The following is a 15,402-nucleotide window of genomic DNA, read 5'->3' as shown; positions in this document are numbered from 1 at the left end:
AAGTCGTATGTTGATCGGGATTCCTAACATACTGTCCCCGGAGCTGCTGAAGGTGCTGATGGAGATGGGTCACGGGGACGAAATCGTGCTGGCGGACGGCAATTTTCCGGCGGCCAGCCATGCGCGGCGGCTCGTCCGGTGCGACGGGCACCGTCTGCCCGAGTTGCTCGACGCGGTGTTGAAGCTTTTTCCGCTGGACACTTATGTGGATAAGCCGGTCGCGTTGATGGAAGTCGTGCCGGGGGATCCGGTGAAAACGCCCATCTGGGACCGGTATGCGGAAATCGTGCGGCAGAGAAGCGGGCTATCGGATCCGTTCGAGAAGGTCGAGAGATTCGCGTTCTATGAGCGTACGAAGCAAGCTTACGCGGTCGTCGCGACCGGCGAAAGCGCGCAGTACGCCAACCTGATCTTGAAGAAAGGCGTGATTCGGGAAACGGAATAACGACTTTGGAACGCCTGGCCGCCACAGACGCAGCCGGGCGTTTTCTTCACGCGGTCTCGGCGGATTTAAGTAAACGAGCATTACTTATTTGTGTGCGGATCCTGGACTGCGGCGGGCTTTAGTAAACGAGCATTACTTATGTACGCGTTGATCCGGGGGCGCGTCGGATTTAAGTAAAGGAGAGTTACTTATATGTTTGTGTGGAGAAGTTATGTAACTTACTTGCATAACTCGCCTCAAAACGCCAATCAAACGAGCAGTTATGCAACTTTCTTGCACAAATCTGCACCCTCAACGCAAAAACCGCCGCAAGCCGGGTTTTACTCCGAGCAAGCGGCGGTTTTTCATTTTACAGTAGAAGAGAAAGCCACTCTTCCCGATCGACCGGACCGAACACCGGCTTCAGGTCGACGCCTTCCAGCGCTTCCCGGATCGCTCCGCGTTCGTAGCGGACACCTGCCAGCTTGTCCGTCACTTCGCTTACGTCGACCGTGCCGAAGAAATCGCCGAAGACGGAAGCTTCCCGAATGACGCCGTCCACGACGTCCAAACGGACATCGTACGTGCCTGCGCCTTCGATCCGTTTGACCTGCCGGACGTTGAAGGAGGGCGAGCGGCCGTAGTTCCATTCCCAGTTCCGGTAGCGCTCGTCGGCGAGCCGGCGTACGGCCTCCCAATCGGCTTCGGTCAGCTCGTAACGGGGGATATGTCCTTCGCCGAAGATCGACTTGAGCAGAAAACGCTTGAAAGTATCCAGCGTCATCGGTTCCTTCAAAAATTCCGAGATGTTGGCCACCCGGCTGCGCACCGATTTGGTCGCTTTGGACTCGAATTTGGCCGGGTTCACGTTCAGCGCGGAAACGATCGCGTCGACCTCCGAGTAGAACAGCAGCGTGCCGTGGCTGAACATGCGGCCTTTGGAAGCGAATTGGGCGTTGCCCGATATTTTGCGTTCGCCGACCTGCAGGTCGTTGCGTCCGGTCAATTCGGCTTCGACGCCAAGCTTGCGGAGCGCTGAGACGACCGGCTCGGTGAACTTGCGGAAGTTGTGGAACGACTTGCCGTCGTCCTTGGTGATGAAGCTGAAATTCAGGTTACCTAAGTCGTGGTAAACGGCGCCGCCGCCGGACAGCCTGCGCACCACGTGGATCCCGTTGTTCCGCACGTACTCCTCGTTCACTTCTTCGGCGGTGTTTTGGTTTTTGCCGATGATGATGGACGGTTCGTTAACGTAGAAAAGCAGGTAGTCATGCTCCGCCGGAAGGCTTCGCAGCGCGTATTCCTCCAAGGCCAGGTTGAGAGCAGGGTCGTGAATGTTGCCGTTGTCGAGAAATCTCATCCGATTCTCCGCCTTTATGGTAGGATGGGTGAACGAGGTGAAAACGCAAAATGCATTGCGAGTTGTCGCAAGGTTCGATCCATTATGAAACGTTCGGTGAAGGAAAGCCGATTCTCGTCCTTCACGCCATGGGGACCGATCATCGGGCGATGAGCGCTTGGATGGAGCCCATATTCGACGGAACCGCCGACTGGAAAAGAATTTACTGCGATCTGCCCGCGCATGGGAAAAGCCGGATCGATCCGTCGGTCCGAGGCACGGAAGATTTCCTCGCCATGCTGCTCGAATTCGTTGACCGGGTGCTTCCCGACGAACGGTTCGCGATCGCCGGCATGTCCTACGGAGGGTTGCTCGCACAAGGAATTATACACCATCGGCCGGAACGAATCGACGGGATTTGTTTGATCGCGCCGAACGTGCAATTGGCCGAAGGGGAACGCGACCTGCCCGCCAAAAGGGTTCTTGAAAAAGACGATACGCTGTTGGCGACACTGGAGCCGGACATCCGAACGGCGTTCGAAACGCTGTTCATCCTTCAGAACGAACGAAGCTTCCGCGCTTTCCTGGAGCAGATCCAACCCGGCCGAGAGCTTGCGGACCGGAACTTCCTCGGATCCGATTGGCGGAAACACCATTATTTCTTCCGCGAGGCGCCGACGATCCATACGGAAGTTTCGAAGCAGCCGGCGCTGATCGTTCTGGGCAAGCATGACTCCATTGCCGGGTACGGCGATCAGCTCCGCTTAGCCGAACGGTTTCTCCACGCCACCACCGCGGTCCTCGACCAAACCGGCCACATGATCCCGATCGAGTGCACCGCATTGTTAAAAAGCTTGACCATAGATTGGCTAGACAGGATGGCCAAGCGTCAGAAGGGCAGCTCCGTTTCCATATAAGAGATGCCGAGCCGGGAGAACCAATCGTTCAGCCCTGTCCACAGCTCCTCGCAGAGTCCATAAACGCGCTCACGGTCACTCAGCTCACCGGCCGTAACCGCCGTAGCCAATGCCGAGAATCCTGCCGGTTTCGACGCCATGGCCGCAGCCTCTGTTAACGTCCGGGCGCGCGTCGAGAAATAACGGCGGTTGGCGAGTCCGATCAATTTCGCCGTCTGCCAGGCGAGGTCCGTCGCACCCGTCGGAAGGTAGCCGAGGTTGCCCTCCGCGCGGTTCGTCCGGATTTTCGCGACCGTCTCGTACGGCTCCCAAATCATGAACTGCTTCATCGTCTCTTTGACGGCTTCGTCCGAAACCGACAAGGGGATTTTTTTGACCTCTTCGAACAAGGATAACGGATCGTGAAGCGGATACACGTCGACGTACGATCCCGAGCGAATGGGCCAATAATCGTCGATGCGCCGGGCTTTCTCCCTAAATTCCGTCACCGTCGCGGAGCTCAGTTCCAATTTGAAGGGCGGCAGAATGAACTCATGCCCCTGGATAGGTACGTTGTCTTGCGTCACCACGTGCAACTCGATGTCCGAATAAGGGCCGTCCGTGCCTCTGCCCAGCGACCCGTAAATGCCGATCGCCAAAATCGCGTCACCATGCAAGCTCAGCAATCGGTCCTTGACGCTTCGGGCGAACGCGAGCTTCTGCTCCCGCGTGGTGGGAACGGGATACGGCTGCATGCGAGGGTCCTCCTTGACTGGCATTTTCCCCCAGTATATCACCTTGACTTTTGCCGGGGGATAGGTACGCTTGGAAGGAGACGACAGAAGATGAATACGGGAGCGAAAACGCATGATCACACGTAAAGTCACCCCTTCGGAGAGCGGCAAACGGCTTCACAGATACTTAAGGACCCTGATGCCCAACATCCCGCTTGGACAAATATACAAAATGATCGACCAAGGCAAAGTCCGCGTCAACGGCAAACGGAAAAACCAGAACTATGAGCTGGCCGGTGGCGATGAAATCGTTCTTCATGTGGAGGAGTCCGCTTACAAGGAGGCGAGCGCGGGACAGAAAAAACCGAAGTTCGTCGGCGTCAGCGCGAATATCGACGTGGTGTTCGAGGATGCCGAGCTGCTGATCGTCAACAAACCGGCAGGCACGCTGACCCATCCCGATCAAGCGCATCAGAAGGATACGCTGATCGGGCGGGTTCATGCTTACTTGTACCGCAAAGGCGAGATGGACAGCGCGCTGTTCCAGCCCGCGACGGCCAACCGGCTGGACCGCAACACCAGCGGGCTCGTACTCGTGGGCAAAACCGCCGGCATGCTGCATCAACTGAACCAGTGGATTCAAAAAAGGGAAATGGAGAAGTATTACGTCACTTTGGTGGAAGGCCGGCTCACCGGGGAGGGCACCATCGAAGGTTCGCTCGTCCGGGACGAGAAGAGCAATCGGACGATCGTCGTCGGTTCGAGAGGTGGTCCGGCACCAGACGAGGGACGTCCCGGTGAGAAAGAGGCGACGACCCGGTACAAAGTGCTGCAGACCGGCAAAACCCATTCGCTTGTGGAAGTCGAGTTGATCAGCGGCCGGACGCACCAGATCCGCACCCATTTTCAAAGCATCGGCCATCCTTTGCTCGGCGACATCAAATACGGCGGGCATGCGCTTGGCTCGATCAACCATCAGCTGCTCCACGCCTGGCGGATGGTGCTGCCGGACGGCCGGGAATTCCGCGCGCCGATGCCGCCGCTCCTTCGCCAGACGTTGGACAAGGTCGGCCTAGCATTAAATTAAACCGTTCATATTCCGTTCATATTGCGGGCATAAGCTGTTGGGTATGGATTTAGGGGAAGGAGCGATCGCTGTACATGTTCCGTTTGTTCCGTTTTTTGAAGCCTTACGGCTGGACGGTCTCCGCCGTGCTGCTGTTCGTTTTGCTGCAGTCGCTGGCGGAGCTTTACCTGCCGACGCTCATGTCGGACATCATCGACAAAGGCGTGGTCACGCAGGACATTCCTTATATTTGGCGGATCGGCGGCTTCATGCTGCTCGTGACGGCCGGGGGGGCGGCGGTGGCCGTCTGCGCGAGCTTTTTGTCTTCCAAAGCGTCCGCGGGCTTCGGCCGCATCGTCCGGGAAAAAGTGTTCGGGCACGTCGAGAAATTTTCGCTGCAGGAGTTCGATAAGATCGGCACGGCATCCCTGATCACCCGTACGACCAACGACATCAACCAGGTGCAGCAGGTGCTCATGATGATGCTCCGCATGATGGTCATGGCACCGATGATGTGCATCGGCGGCATCATCATGGCCGTTTCCAAGGATCCGACGTTATCGCTCGTGCTCGTGGCGATCATTCCGATTCTGGGCGGCGCGATTTTCCTGATCGCCGGGCGAGGCATTCCGTATTTCAAAGTCATGCAGAAAAAGCTGGACCGGCTCAATCTGGTGCTTCGGGAGTCTCTCACGGGCATCCGGGTCGTGCGGGCGTTTAACCGCATCGATCACGAGACGAGAAGGTTCGACGACGCCAACCGGGACTTGACCGACACCGCGGTGAAGGTCAACCAAATCATGGCGTTCATGTGGCCGGTCATGATGCTCATCATCAACTTTTCTTCAATTGCCATCCTGTGGTTCGGCGGATTGCGCATCAACAGCGGCCACATCCAGGTCGGCGATTTGATGGCGTTCATCCAGTACGCCATGCAAATCATGTTTTCTCTCATGATGGTATCCATGATGTTCGTCATGGTGCCCCGGGCTTCGGCATCCGCGGCGCGCATCAACGAGGTGCTGGACACCGCTCCCCTCATCAACAACCTGCCGGGCGCCCGCGATGAAGCACGGAATGCAGGCACCGTCGAGTTCGACAACGTAAGCTTCAGCTATCCTGGCGCCGAACAGCCGGCGCTCGAAGGCATCACTTTCACGGCGAAGCCGGGGGAAGTGACCGCGATCATCGGCGGCACGGGTTCGGGCAAATCGACGCTGCTCAGCCTCATCCCCAGGTTCTACGATACGGACGAAGGCGCTATCCGCGTCGGCGGAACCGACGTGCGGGAGCTGACGCAGGAATCGCTGCGTTCCCTCATCGGATTGGTGCCTCAGAAAGCTGTCCTGTTCACCGGCACGATCGGCGACAATATCCGGTACGGCAAAGAGGACGCCGAGGAAGAAGAAGTCCGCCGCGCGGCGGAAATCGCGCAGGCGACGGAATTTATCGGCGGCATGGCGGACGGCTTCGACTCCGTCATTTCGCAGGGCGGTACGAACGTCTCCGGCGGCCAGAAGCAGCGGCTTTCGATCGCCCGGGCGATCGTCCGCCGTCCGAAAATTTATCTGTTCGACGACAGCTTCTCCGCGCTCGATTTCAAGACGGACGCGAAGCTGCGTGCCGCGCTCCGCAAAGAAACGGCGGACGCGACCGTGCTGATCGTCGCCCAGCGGGTGTCCACCGTCATGGACGCGGACCGTATTCTCGTGCTCGATAACGGCCGCATCGTCGGAAGCGGCACGCACCGCGAGCTTCTCGAGCACAACGAAGTCTACCGGGAAATCGTCGAATCCCAGCTGTCGGAGGAGGAGATCGCATGAGCGAACAGGGCAAAGCGAATCCCGGCGGCAGACCGGGAGGCCCGGGAGGCCCGGGAGGCCCAGGCGGAGGGCCGGGCCGCGGTCCGATGCCGTTCGGCGGCGGCCCCGGCATGATGATGATGCCCGGCCAGAAGCCGAAAAACTTCAAAGGTACGTTCCGACGTCTCGCCGGTTACCTCAAACCGTACCGCTGGAAGCTGCTCGCCGTTCTCGTGACCGCAATCGTCAGCACGGTGTTCAGCATTCTCAGTCCCAAAATCATGGGACGGGCGACGACGAAGCTGTTCGAAGGCATGATGGGGGCGGGAATCGATTTCCACGGCATTTGGCTGATCATTCTTCAATTGGCAGGGCTGTACCTGGTCAGTTCCGCGTTCATGTACGTCATGCAGTTCCTGATGGCGGGAGTCGCCCAGAAAACGGTCTATCTGATCCGGAAAGAGGTCAGCGACAAGCTGAACCGGCTGCCGCTCAAGTTTTACGACGCCCGCACGCACGGCGAAATCATGAGCCGCGTCGTCAACGACGTGGACAATATCAGCAACACGCTGCAGCAAAGCCTGACGCAGCTGATCACGTCGGTCGTCACGATCCTCGGCGTCATCGTCATGATGCTGACGATCAGTCCGCTGCTGACGCTGATCCTCATTCTCACGCTGCCGCTCAGTTTCCTCGTCATCAAGGGCATCGCGAAACGCTCGCAGCTGTATTTTAAAGGCCAGCAAAAAGAACTCGGCGAGCTGAACGGCCACGTCGAGGAAATGTACACCGGCCACAAAATCGTCAAGGCGTTCGGCCGGGAAGAGAAGTCGATCGCCAAGTTCACGGACATCAACGGCCGGCTGTACGAATCCGGCTGGCGAGCCCAATTCATTTCGGGCATCATCATGCCGCTCATGAACGTGATCAACAACATCGCCTACGTGCTGATCTGCGTCGTCGGCGGCATTCTCGTCACGCGCAGCATCATCAATATCGGGGATATTCAGGCCTTCATCCAATATGCCCGGCAGTTTTCGATGCCGCTCGCCCAGACGGCCAATATCGCGAACGTGATCCAATCCACCATCGCATCGGCGGAACGGGTGTTCGAACTGCTGGACGAAACCGATGAGGTGCCGGAAGCTCTTGAAGCCGCCACGATCAGCGCGCCGAAGGGCGACGTCTCGATTCAGGGAGTCTCGTTCGGTTATTCGGAAGACGTGCGCGTCATCGAGAACATGAACATCGACGTCAAACAAGGGCAGACCGTCGCCATCGTCGGGCCGACCGGAGCGGGGAAGACGACGCTCGTCAATCTGCTCATGCGGTTTTACGAGGTGAACGGGGGCCGCATTACGATCGACGGAACCGACATCGCTTCGATGAAGCGGGGCCATCTCCGCAAGCTGTTCGGCATGGTGCTGCAGGATACGTGGCTGTTTAACGGGACGATCCGCGATAACATCGCGTACGGACGCGCCGGCGCGACGGAGGAAGAGATCGTGGGGGCGGCGAAAGCCGCGTTCGCGGACCATTTCATCCGCACGCTGCCGGACGGGTACGATACGGTGCTGAACGAGGAAGCCTCGAACATCTCGCAGGGCCAGAAGCAGCTGCTGACGATCGCGCGGGCCATTCTCGCGGATCCCGCCATCCTGATCCTCGACGAGGCGACGAGCAGCGTCGATACGCGGACGGAAGTTCAGATCCAGAAAGCGATGCACCGGTTGATGAAGGGGCGCACGAGCTTCGTCATCGCGCATCGGCTCTCGACGATCCGGGACGCCGATCTGATCCTCGTCATGAACAAAGGCAACGTCATCGAACAGGGCACGCACGCGGAGTTGATGGAGCGGGGCGGTTTCTACGCCGATCTGTACAACAGCCAGTTCGCGGAGGAAAGCCCGGCCGTCAACGCCGTATAAAGAAGCAAGCCCGTTTCCTCCCCAGGGAGAGAAACGGGCTTTTCGTTTGAAATGCGGTTCACCACTCGATCGTTTGTCCCAGCTTCATCGTCCACAGCTTGTCCGGCGACAGTCCGCGCTTTTCCCATTCGGCATGCAGTCGGTCCAGCGCCTCTTTCGGCGTATCGTCCGCCAGCCGGAAAGCATCGTAATGCATCGGCACGAAATAGCCGGCCCCCACGTCGGCGAAGGTTTGCACCGCTTCTTCCGGCGACATGTGCGAGTCGCGCATGAACCATTCCGGCTCGTACGCCCCGATCGGAATCAGGGCGACGCGGATGTCGCCGTACTTCTCGCCGATTTCGCGAAACAGGCCGGCATAGCCGCTGTCACCGGCGAAATACAGGCAGTCCGCGCCATGACGCATCACCCAGCCGCCCCAATGCGACGTGTTCGTATCCCACGGCGTCCGCCTCGTCCAATGCTTGGCGGGCACGAAGCCGAACGTGACGCCGCCGATGGCTTTCTCGGACCACCAGGAGAATTCCTCGACACGGCGGAAGCCCTTGCGGCGGAACCAGCGGCCGAGGCCCTCCGGTACGAGCGAGACGAAGTCCCCGGGAAGGCGGCGCAGGCTGTCCAGATGAAGGTGGTCATAGTGCGCGTGCGACAGGATGACGACATCGATTGGCGGCAAAGCCTCGATCGGAACGCCGGGCGGCGTCAGCCGCGACGCGAATCCCATTTTCGACGCCCATACGGGGTCCGTTACGATGTTCAACCCGCCGAGTTGAACGAGGAACGTCGAGTGCCCGATGAACGTCACGGTCGGCTTTTCCCGGTTGCGGGCAAGCAGCGCGGTATCCGGCTCGACGCGCGGCACCGCGAACGACAAGTCCTTTTTCTTCGCCCGCCGCTCCTTCTGCCACTGGCGCAACTGCGCAAACGACTTGATATTGGAAGATCCATCCGCGTTTACATATCTTTTCGCCATTCGTTACTTTTTCCGCTCCTTCCGGCCTGCATAGCAATATTCTACCACCCGCAGAAGGGGGAATGGAGCGTTTTGTCGAAAATGATAATATGAAGATAAGATGGAAGGGGGTGCGCCGCATGGCGTTCGTGCTGGTCGCGCTTTGGAGCGTCGCGGTTCTGCTGCTCCTCGTGGACGGGCGTTCTCCGGCTTCGCGCCTTCTCGCTGCCGTCTGTTTTTTCGGGGGAGCCGGCGCCCTGGCCTCGCTGCTGGACAGCACGCTCAATCCGAGCGAGAGCAGCGGGCTTTACGCGGTTCAGGCGGCTTCCTCGGTGGCTTCCTATTACGGAGTTCCCTATTTTTTCGCGTTGTTCGCATTGGCTTACCGCCCCGTTCCGATGCCGCGGGAATGGCGCAAATGGCTGCCTTTGCTGTTGTTTCTACCTGTCGCGGGCTGCCTTCTGTTGACGCCCGGTTACACCGAAACCTTTCCGATTTCATTCCGCGTCGCCGTATGGTGGGCAGTGCCGTATTTGCTTGGGGGCTCCTCGCTCATCCTGACCAAACGATCCACCTACCGGGGATTCGACCGGACGCACGGCGTCGTCTGCCTGGCGGTGCTGCCGCCCGCATTGTTTTTCATGACGCTGAACTACTTGCTGCCGAGCCTCGGGTACTTACGCATGTACGTTTACAACACGTTGATGGTCCTGCTCGGCTTCGGCATTTTCCTCGTCGGCTTGTTCACTTACGGATTCCTGGGCGTGCGGCTTGCCATAGACAGAAGACGGATCGATTCCACGCTGCGAGCGGTCACCTCGGGCACGGCTATCCTGAATCACGCGATCAAAAACGACGTCGGCAAAATGCGGCTGTTCGGAGACAAGATCCGCGCCTACGCGGAAGCGACGGACCAGCCGGAGCTGCTCGAGGACATCCGGACCGTTCTGGCGGCGTCCGGGCACATCCAGGAAATGATCTCCCGCGTGCACCATCGGACCGAAGATTTGGCGATCCGGCCGTCCGCGACGGATTTGGGCGTTCTGCTCCGGGACACCGTTCGGTCGTTCGGGCCGAGGCTGCAGGGGATCGTCGTGAACGAATCCGTGCCGGAGGGCTGGGTCTGCCGGATCGACGGAGCGCAAGTCGGCGAGGCGATCCAGAACGTCGTCGCGAACGCGGCGGACGCGATGGAGGGCGGAGGAAAACTCGGCGTGCGGCTGTTCGAGACCAAACGCGACTGGCGCGTCGAAATTTCGGATACCGGACGGGGCATGGACAAAAAACAGCTGGCCCGGGCGCTGGAGCCGTTCCATACGACGAAATCGGGACAGGGGCTCCATTTTGGGCTGGGTCTTCCGTACGCTTACCATGTCATGCGCAAACATGGAGGAGAGCTGCTGCTGAGAAGCGCACCCGGCGCCGGGACGACCGTGTGCTTCGTGCTTCCGAAACGCGCGGTCGGCGTCCATCGGGCTGCCGTTTCTTTAGCGGAGAGGAGGAATGCGGATTCCTGACATTCGTGTGTGGATCGTCGAGGACGATCCCGATTGGCTGCGGGGGTTGTCCGCTTATTTGGGCAGCCAGCCGGATTTGAACGTCGTCTTTCGCGCGGAGAACCCGGCGGCCGTCCGGGACGCGCTGGCCGAGGGCCGCGCCGATGCCGACGTGGTGCTGATGGATATCATGCTGCATGGCGTTCCAGTGGGCATCGAACTGGCGGAAGAAGTGGCTGCGCAAACCGGCGGCAGGGTCATCATGCTGACCTCGATGGAGGAGAAGGAGTTCATTTTCCGGTCTTTCCAGGCGGGCGCGATCGACTATCAAATCAAAGCCGATTACGAATCGCTGCCTGCGGCAATCCGCTCGGCATATGCCCGGCGGGCTTCGATCAGCCCGGAGGCCGCGGAACGCATGCGGGAGGAGTTCCGCAGGCTGAAGAAGCTGGAGCGGGAATTCGAGGTCCGCAAAATGCGGGATCTCATCACCCCGGCCGAATTGCAGCTCCTGGAGCTGGTCGACCGCGGATATTCGCAGTCCCAGATCGCAGACCGGTTGTTCGTTTCGATCCGTACCGTGAAGAACCATATCAACCACGTCCTCAAAAAACTCAACCTTCCCGGCTCCAAAGAAGCCGCGAATCAAGCGAAGGAGATGGGCTTGTTCGAGCCGAAGGACCCCGGGCAAGACGGATAGTACCATGCGAAGATGGTACTATTTTTTTTATGCCCTTTTTCTACAATGAAGGTGTGATCTCCGGAAATCACGCCGACGAAACCGAAACGGAAAAGGGATGAGTTCCATGACGTTCGAACCGTTTTCACCCGCCCACTGGGCGGCTATCGCCTTCACGGCGGCCTTCGCAGCCGCGATCCTCGGGTTCCGCCGCCGGCTGGCCGGCAAGTCCGCCGACCGGGCGGTGCGCTGGGGGCTGGCGGGAGTGCTCGCCGCAAGCGAGGTTTCCTTGTACGCCTGGTACACCGTGACGGATAACTGGGGGCTCTACGCGCTGCCTTTTCAGCTCTGCACGATGACGCTGTGGCTTTCGGTCGCGGCGCTGCTCACCCGCAATGCCAGACTAAGCGAAGTCTCGTTTTTCCTCGGCATTCTCGGGGCTCTGCAGGCGGTGCTGACGCCGAACCTCGACGAAACGTTTCCGAACTTCCGTTATTTCCATTTTTTCGTCGCGCATGCCGCGATTATCGGGTCGGGCGTCTACCTGGCGGCCGTTCAAGGATACAGGCCGACTTGGCGGTCCGCGCTGCGGGCATGGGGGTGGCTGAACGTCCTCGCGGTTCCGGCAGCCGTCGCCAACGCCGCCGCCGGCGAAAACTTCATGTTCCTGGCTCGCAAGCCGGACACGGCCTCCATGCTCGACCTGCTGGCGCCTTGGCCCTGGTATATCCTGCAGTTGGAGATCATCGCGGCAGGATTGTGCCTCCTGCTCGCCGGAATCGTCAAGTTAACCGTTAACCGCTTTACCATTCGGAAGGAGACGACGGGATATGAACGCTAATCTGAGCAAACATTGGACTTCGCTGCTTGGCGCCGCTTTGGTCGTATTGGCTTTCATTACGGCCTTCCAATATTCGATCGACGAGGGTTGGATTTCGGACGCGATGAAAATCGGCTTCGGCTTGCTGGCGGGCGCGGGGATGTGCGTAGGCGGGCTCGCACTCGCCTTACGCAGGCGTCAGGCGGCTGCGGGCGAGATCGTCATCGGCCTTGGGACCAGCCTGCTGTACGCGACGTTTTCGTTTGCGGGGATCTATTATGCGATGTGGGATTCCTCGGTCGTCCTGCTCGGGATGATCGCGGTGACGGCGGCTTTGACCGCGTATGCCTACCGTTTCGACTCCCGGCTGCTCATGAACATTTCGCTGGCGGGAGGGCTGTTGTCCCCGCTGCTCATGCAGCCGGAGACCGACCAAGTATTCCAGCTGTTCCTCTATCTGCTCGTGCTGAACGCGGCATTCTTCTTCCTGAGCATCGCCAAAGGCTGGAGCGAGCTGCGCATCGTGCCTTTCGCCGGCTCGTGGCTGCTGTACGCCGTCTATTTCATCCACTTTGATCCGCCGATGGAAGGCTTGTGGAGCATGCCGATCCGGTACGCGCTTGCCGCATTCGTCTTCTATCTCGTCGGCCTGCTCGCGGCTTCTTGGAAAAACGACCGCTGCTTCGACGGCTGGAATTTGTATCTCGGATTGGCCAACGGCGTGTTGTTCGGATTTTGGGCGCTGTTGATTTTGGAAGGCGACCTGCATTTCGCTTACATTCTCGGGTTTATGGGCATCGTTTATTTGGCCGCCGGGCTGTTCACGTTCCGCATCACCGGAAAGACGGGATTGGCCTCCGTCGTCCCGGCCTCTCTAGGAGCACTGCTGCTTCTGCTCGCGTTGTGCCAAGTCGGCAGCGGAATGGCGGCGAAACCTCTCGTGAACGTGTTCGTCTGGGGCGGCTTGACCGTATTGCTGCTGGTTGCAGGAAGGAAGACGGGCAAAGTCGGGTATACGCTGGCCGCCGTGCCGATCTGGTTCATCGTCGGCTTGTACTGGTACATCGTGACGTGGGATACGCCTCGCGGCGAGTGGTTCGGGGTTTACCTTCCGTTTTTGAATACGGGAGCCGCGGCTTGGATGCTGCTCGCGGGTATCGGCTTCTATCTCTCGGTCACCGGGGTCATCCCGGGGTTGGCGAAATCGATGGAAGATTACTTGTCCCACGTGACGGCATTGCTGTCCCACTTGATCGTCGGCGGATTGCTGACCTTGCAAATCATGAACGTGTTCGACGAATACCCGAAGGTTCACTTCCCGCTTGGTTTAAGCTTAACGCTGTCCGTCGTATGGGGGATTTACGCGCTGCTGCTGTTCCTTTGGGGCGCTTACCGCAGGCAGAAGCTGTTCCGCTTATTCGGCTCCGCCGTTCTCGTTCTGGTTGCCTGCAAGGCCGTATTCTTGGATCTGAGCGGGGAGCAGACCCTCTATAAAGCGTTGGTGCTGCTCGTGCTCGGCGGAATCTCTTTCTTGGCCACGTGGATCAACGGAAAATGGAAGGCGGACAAAGAAGCGGTCGGCTCTTAATCCGTGCGAGGCTTTGGCGGAATGGTAGAATCCGTTCCCCGGGTGGTAATACTTATGGATGTCCGCCCTTCACGGAAGGGCGGGAACTTCCATTCCCGAGGAGGAATCCGAATGCTTCGAATCGCCATCATCATCGGCAGCACGCGCCCCGGACGCAACGGGGAAGCCGTCGCCAAGTGGGTGCACGAGATCGCGGCCAAACGCGGAGACGCCGAGTATGAACTCGTGGACATTGCCGAGTACAACCTGCCGTTGCTGGACGAGCCCGTTCCCCCGTCCATGGGCCAATACTCCAAGGACCATACGAAACGGTGGGCGGAGAAAATCGCGTCGTTCGACGGATATGTGTTCGTGACGCCGGAGTATAACCATGCGACTTCGGGAGCTCTCAAAAACGCCCTCGACTTCATCTATGCGGAGTGGAACAACAAAGCGGCCGGTTTCGTCGGCTACGGAAGCGCCGGCGGGTCCCGGGCGATCGAAAATCTCCGGCTGATCATGGGCGAGCTGCAGATTGCGGACGTCCGCGCCCAAGTCGGACTGTCGTTGTTCACCGACTTCGAAAACTTCAGCGTGTTCAAGCCGGACGAACGCCACGTTTCGTCCGTGAACGGGATGCTCGACCAGGTTGTCGCTTGGAGCGGGGCGCTCAAACCGTTGCGAAACGCTTGATCGTGGGCGTGTAACGACCCTGAAGGCTGACGGCCTTCGGGGTTTTCTTTATATACTTACTTTTTTAAAGTAAAAGAAGTATAATTGTTCTACATAGAAGGAGGGACCCTTATGTTTCGCAGAGAGATCAAAGACCAATGGGCCGTACGGTTTAACGAGAGAGGATCCCCTCATGTGCAGCAGGCTTTCGTGCTGCCTCCGGACCGCATGCTCGAATACGATCCGTTCCTGATGATGGCGGAGGATTGGTTCAAATGGGGAACGTTCTCCGACCATCCGCACCGCGGCTTCCAGACGATCACGTACGTGATCGACGGCCGGCTGGAGCATGTCGACAATGCGGGAGGACGCTCGATTTTGGGGGCGGGGGATCTCCAGTACATGAACGCGGGAAGCGGCGCCCGGCATGCGGAGGAGGCGGTGGGAGACGACATCGTCCACTCGCTTCAGCTGTGGTTGAACCTTCCCAAAGCGCTGAAAAACACGCCGGTCGCTTACCAGGACGTTCTGTCGGAGGACGTGCCGGTCGTCACTGAAAGCGGAGCCAAAGTCAAGGTGTATGCCGGCGAAACGGCCGGCGTCAAAGGACCCTTGAATAGCTTGGTCCCGATTACGCTGACGGAAATCAGCTTGCCGGCGGGAACGGAATACGTCCATTCGCTGCCCGCAAACCATAATGCTTTCCTATATGTGTTAACGGGAGAGATCGAAGCCGGCAGCGAACGGACGAGGCTGCCCGCAAAGACGACGGCGCTTCTGACTTACGAAGAGAACGGAAAAGAAGACGAGCCGAGCGTGTTGGTTATGAGGGCGGTCGGGCGTTCCAAATTGCTCGTGTATTCGGGGGCACCGATCCGGGAGCCGGTCGTGGCCTACGGTCCTTTCGTCATGAACACGATGGACGAAGTGCAGCAGGCGTACCGCGACTATCAGGCGGGTAAGTTCGGACCACCGGCTGAGTGACTGTGGGCGCACGAAACGAAAGAAGAGACCGGGGAGCCGGTCT

Annotated in this window: 14 protein-coding genes; 11 read left to right on the top strand and 3 right to left on the bottom strand. The window is 59.1% G+C overall.

The genetic code is table 11. From position 1 onward, the window contains the following. Positions 1 to 7: 7 nt before the first annotated feature. A complete protein-coding gene (locus tag EAV92_RS10190; protein WP_123040981.1) occupies positions 8 to 445 on the top strand; it encodes an RbsD/FucU family protein in 438 nt (145 codons plus the stop codon). Positions 446 to 794: 349 nt separating this feature from the next. Here the strand turns inward: EAV92_RS10190 and EAV92_RS10185 are convergent, their stop codons facing one another. Further along, complete coding sequence (locus EAV92_RS10185) at positions 795 to 1,784, bottom strand: lipoate--protein ligase (protein ID WP_123040980.1); 990 nt, start codon at positions 1,782 to 1,784, stop codon at positions 795 to 797. A 50-nt stretch (positions 1,785 to 1,834) separates the two neighbouring features. On the opposite strand from EAV92_RS10185, the gene EAV92_RS10180 reads away from it, so the two are divergent. Continuing rightward, positions 1,835 to 2,680, top strand: coding sequence for an alpha/beta fold hydrolase (locus EAV92_RS10180; RefSeq protein WP_123040979.1), 846 nt, complete (start codon positions 1,835 to 1,837; stop codon positions 2,678 to 2,680). Here EAV92_RS10180 and EAV92_RS10175 read toward each other — a convergent pair. Next, positions 2,653 to 3,414, bottom strand: coding sequence for a kanamycin nucleotidyltransferase C-terminal domain-containing protein (locus EAV92_RS10175; RefSeq protein WP_123040978.1), 762 nt, complete (start codon positions 3,412 to 3,414; stop codon positions 2,653 to 2,655). The genes EAV92_RS10180 and EAV92_RS10175 overlap by 28 nt on opposite strands. 112 nt (positions 3,415 to 3,526) lie before the next feature. Between EAV92_RS10175 and EAV92_RS10170 the strand changes: the two genes are divergently transcribed. From EAV92_RS10170 to EAV92_RS10160, 3 genes are all read left to right on the top strand, one after another. Then, the gene (locus tag EAV92_RS10170) at positions 3,527 to 4,480 is read left to right on the top strand and encodes an RluA family pseudouridine synthase (RefSeq protein WP_123040977.1); all 954 of its coding nucleotides are present in this window, start codon (positions 3,527 to 3,529) and stop codon (positions 4,478 to 4,480) included. Positions 4,481 to 4,554: 74 nt separating this feature from the next. After that, positions 4,555 to 6,282: an ABC transporter ATP-binding protein gene (locus EAV92_RS10165; protein WP_123040976.1), complete on the top strand. Its 1,728-nt coding sequence runs from the start codon at positions 4,555 to 4,557 to the stop codon at positions 6,280 to 6,282. Then, positions 6,279 to 8,189: an ABC transporter ATP-binding protein gene (locus tag EAV92_RS10160; protein WP_123040975.1), complete on the top strand. Its 1,911-nt coding sequence runs from the start codon at positions 6,279 to 6,281 to the stop codon at positions 8,187 to 8,189. The genes EAV92_RS10165 and EAV92_RS10160 overlap by 4 nt, the downstream gene beginning before the upstream one ends. A 58-nt stretch (positions 8,190 to 8,247) precedes the next feature. Here EAV92_RS10160 and EAV92_RS10155 read toward each other — a convergent pair whose 3' ends face one another. Beyond that, the gene (locus tag EAV92_RS10155; RefSeq protein ID WP_123040974.1) at positions 8,248 to 9,162 is read right to left on the bottom strand and encodes an MBL fold metallo-hydrolase; all 915 of its coding nucleotides are present in this window, start codon (positions 9,160 to 9,162) and stop codon (positions 8,248 to 8,250) included. A 119-nt stretch (positions 9,163 to 9,281) separates the two neighbouring features. Here EAV92_RS10155 and EAV92_RS10150 point away from each other — a divergent pair, with 119 nt between their 5' ends. The 6 genes from EAV92_RS10150 (at position 9,282) to EAV92_RS10125 (ending at position 15,359) form a co-directional block, all read left to right on the top strand. Further along, a complete protein-coding gene (locus tag EAV92_RS10150; RefSeq protein ID WP_164472716.1) occupies positions 9,282 to 10,658 on the top strand; it encodes an ATP-binding protein in 1,377 nt (458 codons plus the stop codon). Next, complete coding sequence (locus tag EAV92_RS10145) at positions 10,645 to 11,337, top strand: response regulator transcription factor (protein WP_123040972.1); 693 nt, start codon at positions 10,645 to 10,647, stop codon at positions 11,335 to 11,337. The genes EAV92_RS10150 and EAV92_RS10145 overlap by 14 nt, the downstream gene beginning before the upstream one ends. Positions 11,338 to 11,443: 106 nt before the next feature. Continuing rightward, the gene (locus EAV92_RS10140) at positions 11,444 to 12,157 is read left to right on the top strand and encodes a YwaF family protein (protein WP_164472715.1); all 714 of its coding nucleotides are present in this window, start codon (positions 11,444 to 11,446) and stop codon (positions 12,155 to 12,157) included. Continuing rightward, on the top strand, positions 12,147 to 13,724 hold the full coding sequence (locus EAV92_RS10135; RefSeq protein ID WP_123040970.1) for a DUF2339 domain-containing protein: 1,578 nt from the start codon (positions 12,147 to 12,149) through the stop codon (positions 13,722 to 13,724). Before EAV92_RS10140 ends, EAV92_RS10135 begins: the two co-directional genes overlap by 11 nt. A gap of 111 nt (positions 13,725 to 13,835) precedes the next feature. After that, positions 13,836 to 14,396, top strand: a complete 561-nt coding sequence (locus EAV92_RS10130; RefSeq protein ID WP_123040969.1) for an NADPH-dependent FMN reductase — start codon at positions 13,836 to 13,838, stop codon at positions 14,394 to 14,396. Between the two features lie 111 nt (positions 14,397 to 14,507). Continuing rightward, positions 14,508 to 15,359 carry a pirin family protein gene (locus EAV92_RS10125; protein ID WP_123040968.1) on the top strand — a complete coding sequence of 284 codons (852 nt, stop codon included), beginning with the start codon at positions 14,508 to 14,510 and terminating at the stop codon, positions 15,357 to 15,359. The last annotated feature ends 43 nt before the right edge of the window (positions 15,360 to 15,402 follow it).

This window comes from Cohnella candidum (genome assembly GCF_003713065.1).
GTDB lineage: Bacteria > Bacillota > Bacilli > Paenibacillales > Paenibacillaceae > Cohnella > Cohnella candidum.
Note: the sequence above shows the minus strand (reverse complement) of the source record. Positions and strands in the feature narration are given on the sequence as shown.

What these genes read in the sequence shown, in the direction of transcription:
- EAV92_RS10190 (WP_123040981.1), top strand. Translation starts at nt 8, where the DNA reads ATGTTGATCGGGATTCCTAACATACTGTCCCCGGAGCTGCTGAAGGTG.
- EAV92_RS10185 (WP_123040980.1), bottom strand. Translation starts at nt 1,784, where the DNA reads ATGAGATTTCTCGACAACGGCAACATTCACGACCCTGCTCTCAACCTG.
- EAV92_RS10180 (WP_123040979.1), top strand. Translation starts at nt 1,835, where the DNA reads ATGCATTGCGAGTTGTCGCAAGGTTCGATCCATTATGAAACGTTCGGT.
- EAV92_RS10175 (WP_123040978.1), bottom strand. Translation starts at nt 3,414, where the DNA reads ATGCAGCCGTATCCCGTTCCCACCACGCGGGAGCAGAAGCTCGCGTTC.
- EAV92_RS10170 (WP_123040977.1), top strand. Translation starts at nt 3,527, where the DNA reads ATGATCACACGTAAAGTCACCCCTTCGGAGAGCGGCAAACGGCTTCAC.
- EAV92_RS10165 (WP_123040976.1), top strand. Translation starts at nt 4,555, where the DNA reads ATGTTCCGTTTGTTCCGTTTTTTGAAGCCTTACGGCTGGACGGTCTCC.
- EAV92_RS10160 (WP_123040975.1), top strand. Translation starts at nt 6,279, where the DNA reads ATGAGCGAACAGGGCAAAGCGAATCCCGGCGGCAGACCGGGAGGCCCG.
- EAV92_RS10155 (WP_123040974.1), bottom strand. Translation starts at nt 9,162, where the DNA reads ATGGCGAAAAGATATGTAAACGCGGATGGATCTTCCAATATCAAGTCG.
- EAV92_RS10150 (WP_164472716.1), top strand. Translation starts at nt 9,282, where the DNA reads ATGGCGTTCGTGCTGGTCGCGCTTTGGAGCGTCGCGGTTCTGCTGCTC.
- EAV92_RS10145 (WP_123040972.1), top strand. Translation starts at nt 10,645, where the DNA reads ATGCGGATTCCTGACATTCGTGTGTGGATCGTCGAGGACGATCCCGAT.
- EAV92_RS10140 (WP_164472715.1), top strand. Translation starts at nt 11,444, where the DNA reads ATGACGTTCGAACCGTTTTCACCCGCCCACTGGGCGGCTATCGCCTTC.
- EAV92_RS10135 (WP_123040970.1), top strand. Translation starts at nt 12,147, where the DNA reads ATGAACGCTAATCTGAGCAAACATTGGACTTCGCTGCTTGGCGCCGCT.
- EAV92_RS10130 (WP_123040969.1), top strand. Translation starts at nt 13,836, where the DNA reads ATGCTTCGAATCGCCATCATCATCGGCAGCACGCGCCCCGGACGCAAC.
- EAV92_RS10125 (WP_123040968.1), top strand. Translation starts at nt 14,508, where the DNA reads ATGTTTCGCAGAGAGATCAAAGACCAATGGGCCGTACGGTTTAACGAG.